The following is a 16,011-nucleotide window of genomic DNA, read 5'->3' on the forward strand; positions in this document are numbered from 1 at the left end:
CTGTTTTCGACCAACCATAATCGTTCAATGCGCCGATACCAGATGCTGGGCGTCATGAAGCCGCCGATAGACGCCGTCGGCATGGATCGGGTCCTGGTGCGAGCCTTGCCAGCGGTACCCGCTGGGCCCGAGCTCGCTCGCGACATGCACTCTCAGCTTTAGCTGTCGCTAAAATTGCTTCTCTGCACTTAAGTGAGTGGTAATATACGCTGGCCAATAAATCGATTCGGTCACGGTGGGGTGGGAAGCTATATTGGAGGAATCGATGAAAACGTTTCCCTTGCTATTAGCGTCCTCGGTCGGTGTTCTAGGCGTTCTCGTGACGGCGAATGCATTCGCAAATCAGGTCTCCGATCACGGTGGTCCAGCGACTGCCATCGTATCCAATCATGAAAGCCAGGATGCCAGCACCGGCGAACAGAACGACGATAATGCGGTCGAAAGCGAAGCCAGCAACGGCGACCAGAGCGACGACAGTGTCACCGCCGGCCAGCAACAGGGTGACGACGATCAGGCTGAGAACTCCGGTCATGACGGCAGTGACCACCATGACGGCGACCATACAGGGGGCGACAACGGCGGCGGTGGCGGTGGTGGAGACGGTGGCGGGGGTGGCGGGGGTGACGACTGATAGCGCGACTGTCAGGTTGGCGGCATCGGCGACGTTTCTAAGCTGACCCTGATATGGACACCTCATACTCAAGCCCGCTGGCTCCGCTGGCGGGCTTTGGGGCGAGGCATGCCACGCGGCAGCATGTGCCGTTTGATGCCAGCTATTCTATCGCAGGTGGAAACCTCTCGCCGACCCCTAGACATTGCCGAAACTGAAATGTCCTGAATTCTGATAGTTCCTGCATCCAAGCCTTGAAACCCGCACATAAGAGCAAAAGCTGATTTTAGGTTCATTGGCGTTCGAAATGCCGCGCAGTAGCAGGCCGAGGCCGCGATTGTCGGTGCCGTAGAGATCGCCGGTGGCGCCGGGCGTGTAGCGCAGGACGCCGCCGAGATTGTCAATCGCCTGCGCCTCGATCTAGTCCTGGGTGATCACCGAGATCGACTGCGGCGTCTCGATCAGCGGCGTGTCGTTGCGATCAGCAGGCCCTTGCGCACAGGTTCACTCCGCCAGATCGGTTCCCGTCCAGTGATCATCCGCTGCGCCCCCGCCTTTGCGAATTTCGCCGCGATATTGACTGCCACGACGATTTGTTGATTGTTGCAGTCATCTTCAATGTTGACTAGTAAGGTCATGTTTCATAGTCAACCGGGCATCGGACCGCCGAGGCCAGAAATTGGAAATGCGGGCGGCCGCACCGGAGAAGAACCATGACCGTGGCTGGAGCCGAGACGGCCTTTCATATCGACGCGGTGCGGTTTGCCGTCGGCGAGCGGACGCTGCTCGGTCCGGTTTCGCTCGAACTGCAACGCTCGCGCGTCTACGGGCTGATCGGTCACAATGGTTCGGGCAAGTCGACGCTGATCAAGCTTTTGGCCCGCCAGCAGCCGGCAAGCTCGGGCGCCATCACTTTCGCCAAACGGCCGCTGCCGCAATGGGGCGCCCGTGAGCTCGCCCGCGCGCTCGCCTATCTGCCGCAGACGACGCCGGCCGCAACCGGCCTCACCGTGCGCGAACTGGCGACGCTCGGGCGCTATCCCTGGCATGGCGCGCTCGGCCGCTTCAGCGCGGAAGACAGGCGCCATGTCGAGGAGGCGCTTGCGCTGACCGACATGGACGGTTTTGCCGACCGGCTGGTCGATGAATTGTCCGGCGGCGAGCGCCAGCGCGCCTGGCTTGCCATGCTGGTGGCGCAGAATGCCGGCGTCATGTTGCTCGACGAGCCGATCTCAGCACTCGACATCGCCCATCAGGTCGAGGTGCTGGGGCTGGTCAAGGAACTCAGCCGCAAACGCGACCTGTGCGTCGTCGTCGTGCTGCACGATCCCAACATGGCGGCGCGCTATTGCGACGAGCTGATCGCGCTGAAGGACGGCAAGCTGCTGACCCGCGGCACACCGGGCGAAATCATGCGGGGCGACGTGCTGAAAGGCATTTTCGGCGTGGAGATGGGCGTGTTCGCGCATCCCGTCACCGGCCAACCCGTCGGCTATGTGCAGTAGGCGGCAGGAAACGGAAAGCGGCTGGCCGCTGTCAGAACAAGGAAGAAGCTGTTGTCTAGAACCAGTTTGTTGGCGGCGTTGGTCGCATCCGTCATCCTGGCAGGCGGCAGCGCCACGGCCCAGGAACAGCCGGCTGGCGCTGCCCCGGCAGTCGAGGCACCCGCCGCGCCCACAGCGATGGCACCTGCTGCTCCACTCGCACCAGCGCCTGTCGCACCGGCACCCTCTACACCAGCGCCTGCCACACCAGCGCCTGCCACACCGGCGGCTGCAGCACCGGCCACCATGGCGCCGGCGGCACCGACCGGGGCCGCGCCCGCGGGGGCGATGGAGCTGAGCCTGCCGCACGATCTGTCGCCATGGGGCATGTTCATGGCCGCCGACATCATCGTGAAAGCGGTGATGGTCGGACTGGCCTTCGCCTCGCTTGTCACCTGGACGATATGGCTGGCCAAATCGCTGGAGATTTTCGGCGGCAAGCTGCGCATCAGCCGTGCCGTCCGCGCGATCGGCGAGGCCGCCACCTTGAAGCAGGCCAGCCGCGCGCTCGACCGTAGCGGCGGCCCCGGCGCGCTTCTGGTGCGGGCGGCCGAGGAAGAGACCGCGCTTTCGGCCGGGGCGCTCGACCATGTCGGTGGCGACGGGCTGAAGGAAAGGGTCTCTTCGCGCCTGTCGCGCATCGAGGCGGCAGCGTCGCGGCGCATGTCACGCGGCACCGGCATGCTGGCGACGATCGGTTCCACGGCACCCTTCGTCGGCCTGTTCGGCACGGTTTGGGGCATCATGAACGCCTTCATCGGCATTTCGCAGGCGCAGACCACCAATCTGGCCGTGGTCGCGCCCGGCATCGCCGAAGCGCTGCTGGCCACTGCGATGGGTCTTGTCGCGGCGATCCCGGCCGTCGTCATCTACAACGTCTTCGCCCGCTCGATTGCCGGCTACCGGCAGATACTCGCCGATGCCTCGGCGGGCGTCGAGAGGCTGGTCAGCCGTGACCTGGATTTCCGCACGGTCGCGCCGGCGACGGCGCTGGCGGCGGAGTAGCGACGCCATGGGAAGCAGAATCCGACAGACCATGGACGACGATCTCGAGGAGAGCCACGAGATCAACGTCACGCCCTTCATCGACGTCATCCTAGTGCTGCTGATCATCTTCATGGTCGCCGCACCGCTGGCGACGGTGGACGTCAATGTCGACTTGCCGGGCTCGACCGCGACGCCGGCGCCCCGGCCCGAAACGCCGCTGTTCCTGACCTTGAAGGATGATCTTACGCTGGCGATCGGCAACGACAGCGTGCCGCGTCCGGCCTTCGCGGCGACGCTGGAAGCCAAGACCAAGGGCGACAAGCAGACGCGAATCTTCCTGCGCGCCGACAAGGCGGTCGCCTATGGCGACCTGATGGAGGCGATGAACCTGCTGCGCGGCGCCGGCTATCTGAAGATCGCACTGGTCGGGCTGGAGACGGCGCCCGCGGCCGATGCACCGGCACCCGCTCCAGCGGGAACGGCCGCGCCATGAGACAGTCCGCCGCCTTGCCCACGATGCAGTTGTCGCGCTTCGGCTGGCGCGATCTTGGCTTGTGGACGGGTGCGGCGGTGCTGGTGCTTGGCGCCCATGTCGCGGTCGCCTATGCGGTGCAGAGCTTCAGTCCGATCGAGATGGATGGCGGGCCGCCGCCGGCCCCGGTGATCGAAATGGCGCCGATGGTGGTGACGCCGGCGGTGCCCGTACAGGCCGCGATGCTGGATGCGGCGATGCCCGACCAGACCAAACCCGTCGAGGAGACCGAAAAGGTCACTGAGGCCAAGCCCGAGAAAGTCGCCGAACAGGCCGAGCCGACCGTCGAGCAACCGGAAACGGTGCCGCCCGACAAGACCGAGCCGACCGAGACAGCCGAGGCCGAACCGGTCGGCCAGCCGCCGCCGGATGCGGTCATTCCCGACATCGCCGAGGCCCTGACGCCAGAGGTCGTCGTTCCGCTGCCGCAGCCAAAGCCGGTTGAGGAGCCCAAGGAAAAGAAACCGGTCCAGGCCAAGGCGAAAAAGCCGGTCGAAAAGCCCAAGCCGCGGCCAAAGAAGGAAGAGGCCGAGCCGGCAAAGACCGTTGCCACCGCAAGCGCCGAGACAAAGCCGGCGGCCAGGGCGGCCGCGCCGAAATCGGCGGCCGGGGTTTCAGGCGTCAGCCCGGCCAAGTGGGAATCCCGGCTGACGGTATGGATCAATCGGCACAAGCGTTATCCAAGTGCCGCGAAATCCAGGGGCGCGCAGGGCAATGTGAACGTGACCTTCACGGTGGATGCATCCGGCAGGGTGATGTCGGCCCGCGTGGCCCGTTCTTCGGGCGATCCTGACCTCGACCGCGCCGCGCTCGCCGTGCTGCAGGGCGCAACGGTGCCGGCACCGCCGCCGGAACTCGGCGCGCGCGTCAGCCGCACGGCGCCGTTCGTGTTCAATTTGCGGAATTAGAGCAAGGGCTTGGCGCGACCAAATACTGGTAGCGTGCGACCTCCGTAAGAACCGCAGTCAGTGGCTCATTGACTGGCACAGGGCTTCGACCTGCTCCAGGTAGAAGCGGCATTTCGTGCGCAGGATCCTGAGGTTCGGATCGTCGGCGCCATCGATCCCAATGGTCTGCATCATGAAATCGAAATGGGCGTGAAAGGCGTCCGCCGCGCCCCACAGGCTGTCGGCCTGCCAGGTGTCGGCCATCGCCAGGGAAATCAGTTGCCGGGCCTCGACGCGTGCGGCATCCGGCGATGCCGGCCGGCTGGCGATCAGGGCCTGGAGCCGGCCAAAGACGCTGTCCCTGGCGTCGGCGCTCCTGATGGGTGCGATCATGTTCATTGGTGGGGCCCCCTCAAATCTTTATGCATAAAGTCCATTTGCGGGCTGCGGGCGATCAAGGCGGGGATCGCCTCGGCATCGGATGGCCGGCCCCTGATGATGTTGGCAAGCCCGGCGTCGGCCTGCGCGAACCAGTAGACCATGTCGGGCCGGTCAAGGTCGGCGGCGGCCTTTTTCAGGAGCGGCAACAGGCTTTGCAGCGCACACAGCGTCTCCCACCGGTTCGGCGAAGAGCCCGCCGGCGCGCACATGGCTGACGGCTGCATCCGCTACGCCCTCCTTGGCTGAGCGTGGTTTTCCTTCGGCTTGGAATGCATCGGGTTGCCGCTGAGCTGGGCATGCCTTGCCGGCCGCGCGCCGCGCAGGACATCGAAGGCTTCGGCATAGGCCATGCCGAGCAGATAAGAGATCATGGGAAAACGGCTTGCTTCAGCCATCTGCACCAGCTCATTGCTCATCGTCGCGATGTATTGAAGGCTATCGATCTCTGACTGACGTAGGGACTGATTTGCCACGTGCCTCTCCTGTCATCTGGGTGGAACTCAGGGAACGCGTACCGGCTACAACAGACATAATAAAACGGCTAATTAATCGACTGACCCGCCGAATGCGGGCTTGGTTCCGGGGTCGAGAGTGTCAACGCGTAGATGGGTGCATCGGTGAGGCGGTCGAGGCCGAGAAGGCGCTTGATCGCCGAATGGCTGAGCGCTGCCGTCGGGCAGGCCGACAGGCCATGCCTGGTCGCCGCCAGCATCATGTTCTGACCGATATGGCCGGCCTCGATCAGCACGACGCGATAGGCGTTGGCATCCTCATATTTCCACATGGTGCGGTCGAGCCTGGCGCAAAGCAGGATCAGGCACGGCATGGCGTCAGCCCATTCCTGCCCGCCGACCAGCTCGGATATCTTCGGCAGATGGTTGGCCGAGATCCTGCCGAGGTCGTGATCGGCGGCCGAATAATGATAGACGCCGGGCTCCAGACCCTCGACGCCAAGCGCAACCACATAGGCCTCATAGGGGTTCCGCGCGCCGCCCGAAGGGGTCATGCCAAGCGGCAGGGCCCCGACGCAGTTGCTGGTTTCGCCGGTGATACCCATGCCGGCGAACAGGCAGTCGGAAAGCTGCTGCGCGGTGATGGTGGGCGCGGCCGCGGTGCGGTTGGTGCGGCGCCGCGCCATCAGGCTCAGAAGTTCGTTGTCGTCGAGTGCGTTCGGCAGCCGGATGGCACCCGTGGCGTTCTTGAGCAGGAGGTCGGGCTGAGCGACGTGACCGGCGCGTTCGATCTGGCGTGCCTCGGCCTGTTCAATGGTCATGAACTCCGAGTCCTGGACGCAGAAATGCATCAGCGCGGTCGGGATGCCCCAGTTCCACTGTCCTGAGAATTTCGTTTCCTGTTCGGCCAGCGGCGAACCGGCGGTGACCAGTGCGGAAAAATCAAGCAACTGCGGGACGACGGCATTGAGGTCGGATTTCGACCATCCGTGGGTGCGTGCGATTTCCGCTGTGGAGGCCCATTCGTCCCAGGATGCAAGAAGGCCGATCACCTCGGGGCTGCATTCGAAGACGCTTCTGGTCAGGAAGTTGCAGGCCGTGACCTTGTTGGTCCCGGGATAGAAAACAAGCGTTTTTGAAGAGCGCATTTTCATGTTGCTGAATGCCGTTTGCGAATGTGAGGCGCCGACAAGCGAAGAGCCGATCGGCGCCGAACGACTTCAGCGCTTGTTGTAGTGCATGCCCTGCGAGAAGAAGACGGTCTGCGTGCCTGCGGCGACCGTCAGCTTCGGGGCATTGTTCACTTTTTTGGCCATTTTCGTCCCTTTCCCGACCCCCCAGTGGGATCTGTTGAAAGATCCCCACAGCGGGATCTGCGTGAAGAAAGGTAAGGTCGAAAGAGTTAATGGTTTGTTAAAATTGTAGTAAAGACAACGTGGTCTAAAATATCTTTCTTGGCGTTAAAGTCTAAAATATCGATTTTGCTCAGATATGGAGTAGGCAGTCGCTAGCATACGCTTTTTCGGGATATTCTTATTCTTATTTAGCGTAACCGGACAGCTAGCCCAACCCGTCCCGGGCAAGGCTGACGACGAGCTGATCGATGCTCGGATCGTCAAGCTTGATGACATGCGCCATGCGGATCGCATGTCGTGGCCGGATACCGGACATATCCTGCCGCATGATGACCGATACGAATGCCGGTCCAGCCTCGGTCAGAAGCATGGCCTTGCCCATCAGCACCGGTTCGGAGATGGGCGCCCACTGCACGGAGATCAGCGAGGGTTCGCCGGTCTGGCGTCGGTTGACGCCGCTGAAATAGATCCAGTTCAGGCGCGAGATCGCCACGCCATAGTGGTTGCCGCGCGCCCGCGCCCATGTGGAGCCACGGCGCTCTGACCATCCGGTCACCCGGCGGAATGTGACCAGTTCGGCTTCGCGCCGCACGAAGGTCACCGACCGCATCAAGAGGTCGGAACGGGCCGGGATCGAAAAGTAGGTGAAATAGGTGCCGCCCGCGATCGATGGCGCGGGTGGGCGGATCATCTGGTTGAACAGGCTTTCGGAAATCGGCGGCAGGCCGGGGTCCCTGGGCTCGGGGGCACCAGGGTCCTGGTAGAGTTCCGCTTCGTCGATGCGGAAGTAGTCGCAGATCAGCTTGGCAGTGGCCTTGTTCGGTACGGTCTGCCCCTGCAGGTAACGCTCGAACTGCGTGCGGTTGATACCCAACTCACGGCATACCGCGCTAACGGAGGCATGGTCCTTGCAGAGCCGTCTGAGATTTGCAGCGAGGTTCTCGCGAATGGACACGTCTTTGCTTTCACAGGCGAATTCTTCATTTCGACTCAGGAATCCATATAGCGCCTTCGGTCGCCCCCGCCGAAACGCCTTGTCACAACACACAGAAAAAACTGATTTGAGAACGCCAGTCTAATGGGATGGCTTTCAAAAAAAATAGCGCCGATTCCGGCAGCGGCCATCGCCATAAGTCCAATTGACGCCCCTTTGCTCAATGCGCCAGGCGCAGAACCATTGATCCTGATTCGATGGACGTTGCCGCACGAAATATCGTGCGATCGCGGCGGCAAACGCCGTAGCGCATGAAGCCACCAGACGCCTGCCCTCCACAGAGCGACGGTTGATGCAGGACATTACCGCCTCCCCGGCTGGCCGAGCTTGATTCAAGTCAAAGGTTTCGCGTCGTGATGACGCTAGGGTTGGTCGAGGGCTGGGGCTACCCACGTCCGTCGTAAGATTGATCCATATGGGAAAAGGGGATTCAAGACCGCTTCTGTGTACGAAGGATTTTCATGCCTTGCGGGCGGCCTATAAGACGGCGGTCGAACAGGGGTTCGTATCCAGGCAGTCACGGGAAGAGTATGCCGCCGAGTTGATCAGGCAGCGCGCCGGCATCCCTCGCATAGACAAAGGCCTCTTGGCCTGGATCGTCCGCAATGTGCAATAGGTGGGCAGCCTCGTGGCCGGGGTCTGGTTTTCCAGCCTGGCGGCGAGCATGGTGATACTGAGCCGGATCAAATCATTCGTGGCAAGTGCCTTGCGATGGTTGCCCGTCGTCGGAATTATGTCGAATGCGCGTCGCGATCCTGTCCGACATCCATGCCAATCGTGAGGCGCTAGACGCGGTGCTCGATGCTGTGCACAAGGTTGGGCCAGACCAGCTGGTACTCTTGGGCGACCTGGTTGGTTATGGGCCTGATCCCGTCCATGTGGTCGAGAAAGCTGCTGGCCTGATTGCTCAGGGCGCGCTTTGCGTTCTTGGCAACCACGACGAGGCCGTGGTGCTGAACCGGACCGACATGACCGAGAACGCACGGTTCGCCGTCCAGTGGACCCGCGAGCGCCTCGCACCAGCGCATTTCGATTTCCTGGCGCGGCTGCCACTTTCGCTGCAATCCGAAGACCGACTGTATGTGCACGCCAGCGCGGAGCGGCCGGCAAAATGGCTTTACATACGCGACGTCGACGCGGCGGAACGCTGCCTGTCTTCAAGCGACGCTCGTTTCATTTTCTGCGGCCACACCCACATGCCAGCCGTCTACTATGCGCTGCCCGGCCGCCGGCCGATCCATTTTCAGCCGTTGGACAATGTGGCGGCGCCTTTGTCCGCTCTTGCGCGGCATGTGGTGATCGTCGGCGCGGTCGGCCAACCCCGCGACGGCAATCCGGCGGCGTGCTTTGCTGTTGTCGATACGGATCGACGCGAGGTCACCATGGTGCGGGTTCCCTATGATCACGAAGAGACGGAACGCAAGATCAAGGTCGCCGGTCTGCCGGCGTGGCTCGGCATGCGGTTGAAGATCGGCCGCTAGTTTTGCTGGAGACGATCGATGCAGCGCTTTGAAGCAGGGACGGAGATCGATGGTTTCGAGTTGGTGGAAAGGCTTCCGTCCGGTGGCATGGCGGGAGTCTGGCGGGCGACCAATCCGCGGTTTGATTTCCCGCTTGTGCTGAAAATCCCCTTTCTCGATCCGGGTGCCGATGTTTCCGTCATTCTCGGCTTCGAGACGGAAGAGCTGATCCTCAAGCGCCTGACGGGGCCGCATGTTCCGCGCTTCGCCGCATCCGGCAGCCTCGCCGACGTTCCCTACATAGCGATGGAGTTCGTGACCGGGAGGAGCCTGGCGGACGAGATCGGCAATGCGCCACGGCCAGCGGACGAGGTGACAAGGTTCGGGGTCGAGATCGCCAAGGCGCTCGCCGCCCTGCATCGGCAGAAGGTGGTTCACCTCGATCTCAAGCCCGAGAACATCATCCTTGCCACGCGCGGCGTGGTGCTGCTCGACTTCGGGCTCGCCCGGCACGCGGAGCTCCCCGATCTTCTCGGCGCGGAAAGCTCCGTGCCGATGGGCACCGCCGCCTATATCTCACCTGAACAGGTGCTCGGCGAGAGATCCGATCCGGCAAGCGACCTGTTTGCGCTGGGCTGCATCCTCTATCAACTGGCTACCGGCGAAGAGCCGTTCGGACGTCCGGCGACTTTCGCCGGCATGAAGCGCAGGCTTTATCATGCCCCCAGGCCGCCGCGAGACATCAACGACGCCATCCCACGCTGGCTGGAGGCCATCATCCTGCGGTGCATGGAGGTGGACAGGTCTCGGCGATATAGCGAGGCGGCGCATGTCCTCTCCGATCTCCGGAACCCCGACCAGGTCGTGGTGGCCAAGGGGCGCGCGCGCCCGGAGAAGGGGATGTGGGCCGCGATCGCCAATCTGTTTCGCAAGGTGGACGACAAATCGCTTGTGGGAAGACCGGCAGGTCCGAGGGGGCAAGCTGGGCCATCAATTGTCCTCGCCGCCGTCGATCTGGCCAACGGAAGCGATGCGCTGGCACGCGAGGTACTGAATGAAACCGCGCGTGTGCTAGCGTCGAGGGAGGATTCCTGGCTGGCCTGCGTGACTGTGCTGAAGACCGAGATCATCGGCGACACGCCGGCGACTGACGAATCAGGAAGCTCGGCCTACGTGAAGCGGCTCGTGGCATTGAAGGACTGGGCGCATCCGCTGCATATGCCGGAGGACCGCATCAGCTATCACGTGCTGGAGGCTGTCAGCCCCGCCGATGCGATCCTCAACTATGCCGAGCACAACGACGTCGGACATATCGTCGTCGGTGCCCGGTCTTCCTCGGCAATTCGCCGGCACCTTGGCAGCGTCTCGACCAAAGTCGTGGCGCGGGCCTTTTGTTCGGTTTCAGTCGTGCGGTTGAAAGCGGTCGAGGAACAGGGACGGCACCACAAGGAGGATACTGCCGAGTGAACCTGTCGTGCCCGGGAATTGGGTAGCGCGCGCGACAAGATCAATGAACAGGCGTCAGGATGCGGTGCCAATCGAGCACGCCTTGCCCTGTGCGCGGGCGGCCCTATCTGTCAGAGACAACCAAAACTTCGAGATGATCCGATGGTGGAGCTGAGGAGGATCGAACTCCTGACCTCGTCATTGCGAACGACGCGCTCTCCCAGCTGAGCTACAGCCCCGTCCAACGGATGGCGCATTTATCGGGCGCGGCGGATTTCTGTCAAGGCGGCGTTTTGCCGAAATTTCCCCCTCACCAATCGCCGCCTGCCGTGCGGAACATGGCCGGCCCTTGCCGGTCGGGCCGGCAGTGGCTACATGTCGCGCATTCGCAAGGAGCAAGAGATGATCGCAGTTTTTTACACGCTGCATACCGCAATCAACATCTATTGGTGGATCATAATCGGCGCGGCCATCTTCTCCTGGCTCTACGCGTTCAACGTTGTCAATTCGCGCAACCAGGCCGTCAATTCGATCGGTACCATGCTATATCGGCTGACCGAGCCGGCGTTACGGCCGATCCGCCGGTTCCTGCCCGATCTCGGCGGGGTCGATATCTCGCCGATCGTCCTGCTGCTGGCGCTAACATTCATCAGCGTGTTCTTGAATTACACCGTCCAGCCGCTGTTTGGCATCGGCCCGATGTGAGCTCCGCCGCCAGTTCATGCTTTCGTACCCGCGAGAACGGCATCGATCTGTTCGTGCGGCTGACGCCAAAATCTTCCGTGGACAGGTTGGAAGGCGTCGAAACATCGGCGGACGGGCGAAGCCATTTCAAGGCGCGGGTCCGTGCCGTGCCGGAGAACGGCGCCGCCAATCAAGCGCTGGAGAAGTTGGTCGCCAAGGCGCTGGGTGTGCCGGCGTCGGCTGTTTCGGTGGTCGCGGGTGGCACGGCGCGGCTCAAGACGCTGCATGTCGCGGGTGATCCGGAGGCGCTGGCGCCGCGGGTTGAGGCGCTCGGCCCGAAGCCCGGTTTGCCGAGGGGGCCTTAGCTCGGCGCAATCACCCCGGTCGCACTCAATCCCCCAGCGGCAGCCGTGGATCATCAACCTTCAGCGTGTTCACGCTCTGCTTGATGCGGCGCAAATTCTCCAGCACCTTCGGGCCGCGCGTCTCGGCAACCGATGTCACGATCATGTCGACGATTGCCAGCAGCGCGTAGCGCGACGATGTCGGCTTGTAGATGTTGCCGTCCTCGAGCGGCTGCAAATGGATGACCGTGTCTGCGGCCTTGGCCAGCGCCGAATCGGGTGCGGTGATGGCGACCGTGGTGGCGCCGTATTGCTGGGCGACCTGCACCGCCTCGATGACCGAGCGGGCATAGCCGGACACCGAAAAAGCGACCACGGTTGTGTCCGGAGTGGCGACGGCGGCGTACATGCGCTGCAACTGGCCGTCGATCTGCGCCAGCACCGGCAGGCCGAGCCGGAACAGCCGGTTCTGCATCTCCGTCGCCATCATCGAGGAGATGCCGCCGGAACCGATGCACAGCACATTGCCCGACGTCGCAAGCCGCTCGGCGACGGCGACCAGCGTCGTCATGTCGAGGTTCTCGCTGGCGCGCTGGATGGCCGAGATCGCGGCTTCGGTGATGGCCGAGGCGATGCGCTGCTCACGCGCGTCGCGGCTCAGCGGCTCGGGCGACAGATACTGGCCGCCGATGGCGATGGCCTGCGCCAGATAGAATTTGAAGTCGCGCAGCCCCTCGCAGCCGAGATTGCGGCAGAAGCGGGTCACCGTCGGTTCGCTGACACCGACGCGCGCGGCAATCTCGGAGATCGCCGCCTTGGAAGCGAAATCGAGATCGGAGAGCACAAGGCTCGCCAGCCGGCGGTCCGATTTGGTGCCGTCCTGCGACATCAGCTGCAGCCGCGTGATGATGTCGGCCGGCGTCTTCATGCCCGTGTTTTCGTCATCATGTTTGTCGCTTCGTCTTCATGCCATTGCCTTCGCAGGGGTAGGCCTTATAGCGGCAGGCCCGTCGCTTTGTCGAACAGATGGATGTTGCCGGGATCGACCGAGACCGGCAGCAGGTCACCTGGCCTGACCGGTACCCGATCGCGGAACACGGCGCGTACAGTATCCGCGCCGATCGCGCCATAGACATGGGTTTCGGAGCCAGTCGGCTCGACGACATCCACCTTGAGCGCCATGGCGTCGGCGGCTTCACCGATGATGAAATGCTCGGGCCGAATGCCGGCCTCTACCGCATTGCCCGCGGATGCTGCCTTGCCGGCAAGCGCAAGCCGCCCGCCACCCGCCGATTCGAACCAGCTTTTCTGGGGCGTTGTCTTGAGGGCCCCGGAGACAAAGCTCATCGATGGCGAGCCGAGGAAGCCGGCGACGAACTTGTTGGCCGGCTTGTCATAGAGTTCGAGTGGTGCTCCGACCTGCTGGATTCGGCCGCGATCCATCACGACGATGCGGTCGGCCATGGTCATGGCCTCGATCTGGTCGTGGGTGACATAGACGATGGTCGATTTCAGCCGCTGGTGCAGCGCCTTGATCTCGGTGCGCATCTGCACGCGCAATTGCGCGTCGAGATTGCTGAGCGGCTCGTCGAACAGGAACACCGACGGCTCGCGCACGATGGCGCGGCCCATGGCGACACGCTGGCGCTGGCCGCCCGAGAGCTGACGCGGATAACGGTCGAGATAGGAGAAGAGGTTGAGCACGCCTGAGGCCTTCTTGACCTTGTCGTCGATCGCGGCGCGGCTCTCGCCACGGATCTTCGGGCCGAAGCCGATATTGTCCGAGGCCTTCAAATGCGGGAACAGCGCATAGGACTGGAACACCATGGCGATGTTGCGCTGCTGCGGCGGCAAATCGTTGGCGCGTGTGCCGCCGATGAGAAGATCGCCCGAGCTGATCGTCTCCAGGCCGGCCAGCATGCGCAACAAGGTGGATTTGCCGCAGCCAGACGGGCCGACCAGCACCACGAATTCGCCAGTCTTGATATCGAGATCGATGTTCTCGAGGATCCTGTGTTGGCCGAAGGATTTCGACAGGTTGCGAAACAGGACGTCGGTCATGGTCACGCTCCCAATATGTCGTCGATGAACGGCAGGCAGCCGGCGGTCAGCCCCGCATCCACGGGCATCACCACGCCTGTTACGCCCGATGCGCGCTCCGAGGCAAGGAAAGCCACGGCTTCGGCCACTTCAGAGGCATTGACGATGCGGCCGAGCGGATAGAGCCGCTTGAGCTTGCCGAGGATTTCCGGGTCCTTGGCGAGGCGATGGTCCCAGGCGGCGGTGCGGATCGATCCGGGGCAGACGACATTGGCGCGCACGCCGCTGCGGCCAAGCTCGACGGCGATCGCCTTGGCATAGGCGTTGATGCCGGCCTTGGCCGCGGCATAGGCCGGATTGCCGAAATGCGCGATGGCGTTGACGGAGGAGATGAAGACGACGCTGCCTGACCCGCGCGCGGCCATCGCCTTGGCGATAGGGTCGGCGAATGTCATCACACCGGTCAGATTGAGGTCGAGCTCGTGCTCTATTCTGTCGGCATTGAGCGCGGAAATCGTCTCGGCGCGCGTCCAGCCGGCATTGTTGATCAGGATGTCGGGCGCGCCGTCCTTGTCCAGCACGGCGGCGATCCCTGCCTCGATCGAAGCCCGGTCGAGAAGGTTGAAGACGTGGCGCGAGGCAAGGTGCGGGCTTGCCACCGCCTCCTGCGACTGGTCGCAGCCGACCACCCGGGCGCCCCTGCCCGCCAGCAACGCGACGATCGCCGAGCCGAGGCCGCCGCCGGCACCGGTGACGACGACAGTGCGGCCTTCGAATTCGGCTTTCGAAACCACGGCGCTTGCTCCTCCCGCAGGTCTGGCAGATGCCGGCAGGCTACTGAAAGGAATGTAATTAAGCAACATGATAATCCGCTTGCATGCGCTGAATTCCTCGATAATGTAGGAAAGTCACATAAATCTTGTGCCAGCCATCGGCACAAGGAGCGCAAATGCACGGAACAATGGGAGAGATCAGATGAGCCTTGCCAAATGGACTGTCGGCCTGATGGCCGGAATGAGCATGCTGGCCCTCGCGGCGCAGGCGAATGCAGGTGAAGTGCGCGTCACCGTCGCCGAATACAGCGCCAAGACCGGTCCGTATTTCGAAGCGGTCAAGAAGGAGTTCGAGGCGAAGAACCCCGGCATTACGGTCAAGTTCGAAGTGGTGCCGTGGGATGTGCTTTTGCAGAAACTGACCACGGACATCACCGCCGGCACCAATGCGGATCTGTCGATCATCGGCACACGCTGGCTGATCGACTTCGTCCAGCAGGATGTCGCCGAGCCGCTCGACGGCTACATCACGCCGGAATTCAAAGGCCGCTTCATCGACACCTTCCTGTCGCCCTCGATCATGGGCGGCAAGACCTACGGCCTGCCGATCGCCGCCTCGGCGCGCGCCATGTATTACAACAAGGAGCTGTTCGAGAAGGCCGGTATCGCCAAGCCGCCGGCAACCTGGATCGAGTTGCAGGACGATGCGCGCAAGATCAAGGCGCTGGGAACCGGCGCATTCGGCTTTGGCCTGCAGGGCAAGGAGATCGAGACCGACGTCTATTATTACTACGCCATGTGGTCGCAAGGCACGGAGATCCTCAACAAGGACGGCACGTCGGGCCTCGGCACGCCGGGCGCGTTGGAAGCCGCCAAGCTCTACAAGTCGATGATCGACGAGGGGCTGACCGAGCCCGGCGTCACCTCCAACAACCGCGAGGATGTGCAGAACCTGTTCAAGCAGGGCAAGGTCGGCATGATGATCACCGCGCCCTTCCTGTCCAACCAGATCAAGGATGAGGCCCCGACCCTGAAATATGGCGTCGCCGCCATTCCGGCCGGCCCGACCGGCGCGCGCGGAACCTATGGCGTCACCGATTCCATGATCATGTTCAAGAACTCCAAGAACAAGGATGAGGCCTGGAAGCTGATGGACTTCCTGTTCACCACGGAGCAGCGCGCCAAGTTCACGCAAGGCGAAGGCTTCCTGCCTGTGAACAAGGAAGAGGCCAAGATGGATTATTACGTCAACAATGCTGATCTCGCCGCCTTCACCGCGCTGTTGCCCGACGCCCGCTTCGCGCCGGTCATTCCGGGCTGGGAAGAAGTCGCCCAGATCACGTCCGACGCCATGCAGAAGATCTATCTCGGCGGCGACCCCGAGGCAGGCCTGAAGGACGCGGCGGCCAAGGCCAATGCCGTGCTGAAGAAATAGGGCGTATCTCCCTGCGCCCCGTGGCGC

At 62.9% G+C, this 16,011-nt stretch carries 19 protein-coding genes and 1 tRNA gene; 10 read left to right on the forward strand and 10 right to left on the reverse strand.

Annotation, left to right across the window (positions count from 1 at the left end):
* The first annotated feature begins 265 nt into the window (after window positions 1-265).
* Complete coding sequence (locus JN279_RS05965) at window positions 266-631, forward strand: hypothetical protein (RefSeq protein ID WP_202352280.1); 366 nt, start codon at window positions 266-268, stop codon at window positions 629-631.
* A gap of 440 nt (window positions 632-1,071) precedes the next feature.
* Here the strand turns inward: JN279_RS05965 and JN279_RS05970 are convergent, their stop codons facing one another.
* Window positions 1,072-1,248: a hypothetical protein gene (locus tag JN279_RS05970; RefSeq protein ID WP_202352281.1), complete on the reverse strand. Its 177-nt coding sequence runs from the start codon at window positions 1,246-1,248 to the stop codon at window positions 1,072-1,074.
* Between the two features lie 75 nt (window positions 1,249-1,323).
* Between JN279_RS05970 and JN279_RS05975 the strand changes: the two genes are divergently transcribed.
* The 4 genes from JN279_RS05975 to JN279_RS05990 are packed head-to-tail and all read left to right on the forward strand — an operon-like array spanning window position 1,324 to window position 4,581.
* On the forward strand, window positions 1,324-2,115 hold the full coding sequence (locus JN279_RS05975; protein ID WP_115140035.1) for an ATP-binding cassette domain-containing protein: 792 nt from the start codon (window positions 1,324-1,326) through the stop codon (window positions 2,113-2,115).
* A gap of 51 nt (window positions 2,116-2,166) precedes the next feature.
* A complete protein-coding gene (gene exbB / locus JN279_RS05980) occupies window positions 2,167-3,159 on the forward strand; it encodes a tonB-system energizer ExbB (RefSeq protein WP_202352282.1) in 993 nt (330 codons plus the stop codon).
* A 7-nt stretch (window positions 3,160-3,166) separates the two neighbouring features.
* Window positions 3,167-3,634, forward strand: coding sequence for a TonB system transport protein ExbD (gene exbD / locus JN279_RS05985; protein WP_202352283.1), 468 nt, complete (start codon window positions 3,167-3,169; stop codon window positions 3,632-3,634).
* Entirely contained in the window at window positions 3,631-4,581 is a 951-nt protein-coding gene (locus JN279_RS05990) for a TonB family protein (RefSeq protein WP_202352284.1), read from the forward strand. The genes exbD and JN279_RS05990 overlap by 4 nt, the downstream gene beginning before the upstream one ends.
* Before the next feature lie 57 nt (window positions 4,582-4,638).
* Here the strand turns inward: JN279_RS05990 and JN279_RS05995 are convergent, their stop codons facing one another.
* From JN279_RS05995 to JN279_RS06015, 5 genes are all read right to left on the reverse strand, one after another.
* Window positions 4,639-4,959: a hypothetical protein gene (locus JN279_RS05995; protein WP_202352285.1), complete on the reverse strand. Its 321-nt coding sequence runs from the start codon at window positions 4,957-4,959 to the stop codon at window positions 4,639-4,641.
* Window positions 4,956-5,225, reverse strand: a complete 270-nt coding sequence (locus JN279_RS06000) for a hypothetical protein (RefSeq protein WP_202352286.1) — start codon at window positions 5,223-5,225, stop codon at window positions 4,956-4,958. The genes JN279_RS05995 and JN279_RS06000 overlap by 4 nt, the downstream gene beginning before the upstream one ends.
* Window positions 5,226-5,228: 3 nt before the next feature.
* A complete protein-coding gene (locus JN279_RS06005; RefSeq protein ID WP_096451492.1) occupies window positions 5,229-5,474 on the reverse strand; it encodes a hypothetical protein in 246 nt (81 codons plus the stop codon).
* A gap of 68 nt (window positions 5,475-5,542) precedes the next feature.
* Window positions 5,543-6,601, reverse strand: a complete 1,059-nt coding sequence (locus JN279_RS06010; RefSeq protein WP_244734426.1) for a SagB/ThcOx family dehydrogenase — start codon at window positions 6,599-6,601, stop codon at window positions 5,543-5,545.
* Window positions 6,602-7,013: 412 nt separating this feature from the next.
* A complete protein-coding gene (locus JN279_RS06015) occupies window positions 7,014-7,763 on the reverse strand; it encodes a helix-turn-helix domain-containing protein (protein ID WP_096451488.1) in 750 nt (249 codons plus the stop codon).
* 779 nt (window positions 7,764-8,542) lie between these two features.
* Here JN279_RS06015 and JN279_RS06020 point away from each other — a divergent pair.
* A complete protein-coding gene (locus tag JN279_RS06020) occupies window positions 8,543-9,283 on the forward strand; it encodes a metallophosphoesterase family protein (protein ID WP_096451484.1) in 741 nt (246 codons plus the stop codon).
* An 18-nt stretch (window positions 9,284-9,301) separates the two neighbouring features.
* Entirely contained in the window at window positions 9,302-10,729 is a 1,428-nt protein-coding gene (locus tag JN279_RS06025; protein WP_202352288.1) for a bifunctional serine/threonine-protein kinase/universal stress protein, read from the forward strand.
* Between the two features lie 142 nt (window positions 10,730-10,871).
* Here JN279_RS06025 and JN279_RS06030 read toward each other — a convergent pair.
* A tRNA-Ala gene (locus JN279_RS06030) sits at window positions 10,872-10,947 on the reverse strand.
* 163 nt (window positions 10,948-11,110) lie between these two features.
* Between JN279_RS06030 and JN279_RS06035 the strand changes: the two genes are divergently transcribed.
* Window positions 11,111-11,413, forward strand: coding sequence for a YggT family protein (locus tag JN279_RS06035; RefSeq protein ID WP_096458128.1), 303 nt, complete (start codon window positions 11,111-11,113; stop codon window positions 11,411-11,413).
* The gene (locus tag JN279_RS06040; RefSeq protein ID WP_202352289.1) at window positions 11,410-11,757 is read left to right on the forward strand and encodes a DUF167 family protein; all 348 of its coding nucleotides are present in this window, start codon (window positions 11,410-11,412) and stop codon (window positions 11,755-11,757) included. The genes JN279_RS06035 and JN279_RS06040 overlap by 4 nt, the downstream gene beginning before the upstream one ends.
* A gap of 25 nt (window positions 11,758-11,782) precedes the next feature.
* Here JN279_RS06040 and JN279_RS06045 read toward each other — a convergent pair whose 3' ends face one another.
* The 3 genes from JN279_RS06045 to JN279_RS06055 form a co-directional block, all read right to left on the reverse strand.
* Window positions 11,783-12,664 (reverse strand): MurR/RpiR family transcriptional regulator, encoded by an 882-nt coding sequence (locus JN279_RS06045; protein WP_095204334.1) that lies wholly within the window; start codon window positions 12,662-12,664, stop codon window positions 11,783-11,785.
* Between the two features lie 65 nt (window positions 12,665-12,729).
* Window positions 12,730-13,797: an ABC transporter ATP-binding protein gene (locus JN279_RS06050; protein WP_202352290.1), complete on the reverse strand. Its 1,068-nt coding sequence runs from the start codon at window positions 13,795-13,797 to the stop codon at window positions 12,730-12,732.
* A 2-nt stretch (window positions 13,798-13,799) separates the two neighbouring features.
* Window positions 13,800-14,570, reverse strand: a complete 771-nt coding sequence (locus tag JN279_RS06055) for an SDR family NAD(P)-dependent oxidoreductase (protein ID WP_202352291.1) — start codon at window positions 14,568-14,570, stop codon at window positions 13,800-13,802.
* Window positions 14,571-14,751: 181 nt separating this feature from the next.
* Here JN279_RS06055 and JN279_RS06060 point away from each other — a divergent pair, with 181 nt between their 5' ends.
* Window positions 14,752-15,984, forward strand: a complete 1,233-nt coding sequence (locus JN279_RS06060) for an ABC transporter substrate-binding protein (RefSeq protein ID WP_202352292.1) — start codon at window positions 14,752-14,754, stop codon at window positions 15,982-15,984.
* Window positions 15,985-16,011: the final 27 nt, after the last annotated feature.

Source organism: Mesorhizobium sp. 113-1-2 (assembly GCF_016756475.1).
GTDB classification, from domain to species: Bacteria; Pseudomonadota; Alphaproteobacteria; order Rhizobiales; family Rhizobiaceae; genus Mesorhizobium; species Mesorhizobium loti_C.

Coding starts and splice junctions, on each gene's coding strand:
- JN279_RS05965 (WP_202352280.1), top strand. CDS start 266: ATGAAAACGTTTCCCTTGCTATTAGCGTCCTCGGTCGGTGTTCTAGGC.
- JN279_RS05970 (WP_202352281.1), bottom strand. CDS start 1,248: ATGACCTTACTAGTCAACATTGAAGATGACTGCAACAATCAACAAATC.
- JN279_RS05975 (WP_115140035.1), top strand. CDS start 1,324: ATGACCGTGGCTGGAGCCGAGACGGCCTTTCATATCGACGCGGTGCGG.
- exbD (WP_202352283.1), top strand. CDS start 3,167: ATGGGAAGCAGAATCCGACAGACCATGGACGACGATCTCGAGGAGAGC.
- JN279_RS05990 (WP_202352284.1), top strand. CDS start 3,631: ATGAGACAGTCCGCCGCCTTGCCCACGATGCAGTTGTCGCGCTTCGGC.
- JN279_RS05995 (WP_202352285.1), bottom strand. CDS start 4,959: ATGAACATGATCGCACCCATCAGGAGCGCCGACGCCAGGGACAGCGTC.
- JN279_RS06000 (WP_202352286.1), bottom strand. CDS start 5,225: ATGCAGCCGTCAGCCATGTGCGCGCCGGCGGGCTCTTCGCCGAACCGG.
- JN279_RS06010 (WP_244734426.1), bottom strand. CDS start 6,601: ATGCGCTCTTCAAAAACGCTTGTTTTCTATCCCGGGACCAACAAGGTC.
- JN279_RS06020 (WP_096451484.1), top strand. CDS start 8,543: ATGCGCGTCGCGATCCTGTCCGACATCCATGCCAATCGTGAGGCGCTA.
- JN279_RS06025 (WP_202352288.1), top strand. CDS start 9,302: ATGCAGCGCTTTGAAGCAGGGACGGAGATCGATGGTTTCGAGTTGGTG.
- JN279_RS06035 (WP_096458128.1), top strand. CDS start 11,111: ATGATCGCAGTTTTTTACACGCTGCATACCGCAATCAACATCTATTGG.
- JN279_RS06045 (WP_095204334.1), bottom strand. CDS start 12,664: ATGAAGACGCCGGCCGACATCATCACGCGGCTGCAGCTGATGTCGCAG.
- JN279_RS06050 (WP_202352290.1), bottom strand. CDS start 13,797: ATGACCGACGTCCTGTTTCGCAACCTGTCGAAATCCTTCGGCCAACAC.
- JN279_RS06060 (WP_202352292.1), top strand. CDS start 14,752: ATGAGCCTTGCCAAATGGACTGTCGGCCTGATGGCCGGAATGAGCATG.